Origin of the sequence: Acidovorax delafieldii 2AN, from assembly GCF_000175235.1 — a bacterium.
Lineage (GTDB): Bacteria > Pseudomonadota > Gammaproteobacteria > Burkholderiales > Burkholderiaceae_C > Acidovorax > Acidovorax delafieldii_B.
The window spans coordinates 1-2,766 of sequence record NZ_ACQT01000364.1 but is presented as its reverse complement, the minus strand read 5'-3'; the positions used below and the strand labels follow the sequence as shown (position 1 = coordinate 2,766).

At 69.5% G+C, this 2,766-nt stretch carries 4 protein-coding genes; all 4 read left to right on the top strand.

The features are described from left to right. On the top strand, window positions 1–611 hold a 611-nt coding region (locus ACDELDRAFT_RS21040; protein WP_040330324.1), incomplete at its 5' end, for an SDR family oxidoreductase. Next, a complete protein-coding gene (locus ACDELDRAFT_RS21035) occupies window positions 608–1,402 on the top strand; it encodes an enoyl-CoA hydratase/isomerase family protein (RefSeq protein WP_005800173.1) in 795 nt (264 codons plus the stop codon). The genes ACDELDRAFT_RS21040 and ACDELDRAFT_RS21035, both read left to right, overlap by 4 nt. Before the next feature lie 213 nt (window positions 1,403–1,615). Continuing rightward, a complete protein-coding gene (locus ACDELDRAFT_RS21030; protein WP_005800172.1) occupies window positions 1,616–2,404 on the top strand; it encodes an IclR family transcriptional regulator in 789 nt (262 codons plus the stop codon). A gap of 44 nt (window positions 2,405–2,448) precedes the next feature. Next, window positions 2,449–2,766, top strand: a 318-nt coding sequence (locus ACDELDRAFT_RS21025) for a CoA transferase (protein ID WP_198403276.1), incomplete at its 3' end; no start/stop codon positions are given.

The following is a 2,766-nucleotide window of genomic DNA, read 5'->3' as shown; positions in this document are numbered from 1 at the left end:
ACGTGCGCGACCCCGCTGCGGTGGACGCCGCGCTGCGCCAGGCGCATGCGCAGTTCGGCGAGATTGACGTGCTGGTCTCCGGCGCGGCGGGTAACTTCATCGCGCCCGCGGCCGATTTGTCACCCAACGGTTTCAAGACCGTGATCGACATCGACCTGAACGGCACTTTCCACGTGCTGCGCCTGGCCTATCCGATGCTCAAGAAGCCGGGTGCCAGCGTCATCAATATCTCGGCGCCGCAAGGCATCAACCCCACCATGTTCCAGGTGCACGCCTGTGCGGCCAAGGCCGGCATCGACATGATGACGCGCGTGCTGGCCATGGAATGGGGCGAAGTGGGCGTGCGCGTGAACGCCATCGCGCCCGGTCCGATCGGCGACACGGAGGGCATGCGCCGCCTGGCGCCCACGCCCGAGGCATTGGCCAACGCGGTCGCCACCGTGCCGCTGCAGCGCATGGGCACGCTGGACGACATTGCCCACATGGCACTGTTCCTGTCGTCGCCGCAGGCCGGTTACGTGACGGGCGCGGTGATTCCCGTGGACGGAGGCTCGTCGTTGCGCGGCGGGCGCGACATGCGCGCGTCGTACGTGCCGCGGAGCGCGGCATGAACCCGGCCTACGAACGCATCGTTTTCGAGGTGCAGGACGGCGTGGCCACGCTGACCTTGAGCAACCCCGACAAGCGCAACGCCTTCGACCCCGCCATGCGCGGGGAGATGGCCGCGGTGGTGCGCCAGGTGCAGGCCGACCCGGCCATCCGCGCGCTGGTGCTCACGGGCGCGGGCGTTCATTTCTGCTCGGGCGGCGACCTGGGCAACATCGCCGCCAGCGGGCTGGACAACGGCGGCTGGCGCCAGCGCCTGACCAGCCTGCACGACTGGCTCAAGGACCTGATGCTGCTGGACAAGCCGGTGGTCGCCGCCGTGGACGGCGCGGCCTATGGCGCGGGCTTCAGCCTGGCGCTGGCGGCGGACTTCATCATCGCCAGCACCCGTGCGCGCTTTGCCATGTCGTTCATCCGTGTGGGCGTGGTGCCGGACTGCGCGGCGTTCTACACCCTGCCGCGCGTGGTGGGGGTGCAGCGGGCGCGCGAGCTGATGCTGTCGGGCCGCGAGGTCTCGGCCGAGGAAGCACTGCGGCTGGGCATTGCCACCGAACTGGCCGAGCCCGATGCGCTGCAGGCACGTGCCCAGGCCATCGCGCGCAGCTTTGTGGGAGCCTCGCCCGTGGCGCTGAGCCTGATCAAGCGCTCGCTCGCACTGGCCGCCAGTGATCTGCCATCGCTGCTGGAACAGGAGGCCAACGCCCAGGCCCTGGCGATGGGCACGCCCGAGCACCGCGAGGCGGTGCGCTGCTTCCTGGAAAAGCGGCCCATGCCCTTCCAGTGGCCGCAGGCTTGAAGTGAGCCATCCCCCTGGGGCGCAGTGCGCCTTCCCCCTTCACTCGCATCGCTGCGCGCTGCGGGAAGGAGGGCGCAGTCCTCGCTGCGGGGCGGGCCCCTTCTGGCTGCTGCGGGCCCAGGCTGCGCGCGGTGCTTGCGTTGGCGGTCGCGCCACTCGGCATGAAGCGCCGAGAGAGAAACAAGCGAAAATCACCGGTTTTTCGAGGTCGATGTGAACGTGAACGCAGATCCAGACGGCAAATTGGTCAGCGCCCTGGTGCGCGGCGTTTCCATATTGCGCTGCTTCTCCAACAAGTGCCAGGAGCTCAGCGCCAAGGAGCTGATGGACCTGACCGGCCTGCCCAAGCCCACGCTGTTCCGACTCACGGACACGCTGTGCGAGCTGGGCCTGCTGCGCTACTCGGAGCGGCTGTCCAAGTACGTGCCGGGCCTGGGCCTGCTCAGCCTGTCGTCGCCGGTGCTCTCACGCCTGGCCCTGCGGCAGATTGCGCGCCCGCAGATGCAGGCGCTGGCCGACCTGACCGAGGGGCAGGTGCAGCTGGCGGTGGGTTTTCGGCGCGAGCTGTGCCTTGTGGAACAGGCCAACAGCCTGGGCAACCCCATCTTCCGGCCCGAGGTGGGCGTGCACACCTCGCTGCCGCGCACCGCGTCGGGCCGCGCCTATCTCCTGGGCCTGCCCGATGAGGAACGCGAAGCCTACCTGCGCGACCTGCACGCCGCGGACCCGCAGCGCGCCGACTGGCTGGACCAGCGGCTGGGCGACGCGCGCCGCGACCTGGCCGAGAACGGCTTTTGCCGCAGCCATGGCGACCTGCACCGCGAGCTGGAGTCGATCGCGGTGGCCATGTCCAAGCCGCAGGACGGCGAACTGTGGGTGTTCGCGGTGACGCTGCCCGTCTACAGCCCCCTGTGCGGCAAGCTGGAGACCGAGGTGGGGCCTCGCCTGCGCACGCTGGTGCGTTCGGTGGAGAGCGTTCTCGGGGCTTCGGGCCTGTCATGACAGCGTTCTTGCAGGCCCCATACAACACAAACCAAGGAGACATCGTGAAGGTACTGGACAGCGTTCGCGTGCTGGAGATTGGCGGCCTGGGGCCGGGGCCGTTTTGTGCCATGCACCTGGCCGACCTGGGGGCGGATGTGATCTCGGTGGTGCGCGAGGCCCAGGGCAAGACGCCCACGGGTCCGCTGCTCAACCGGGGCAAGCGCTCGGTGTTCGCCGATCTCAAGACCGAAGAGGGCCGCCAGCTGGTGCTGGCGCTGGTGGCCGAGGCCGACGCGCTCATCGAAGGCATGCGCCCCGGCGTGATGGAACGCCTGGGGCTCGGCCCCGAGGAGTGCCTGGCCGTCAACCCGCGCCTGGTG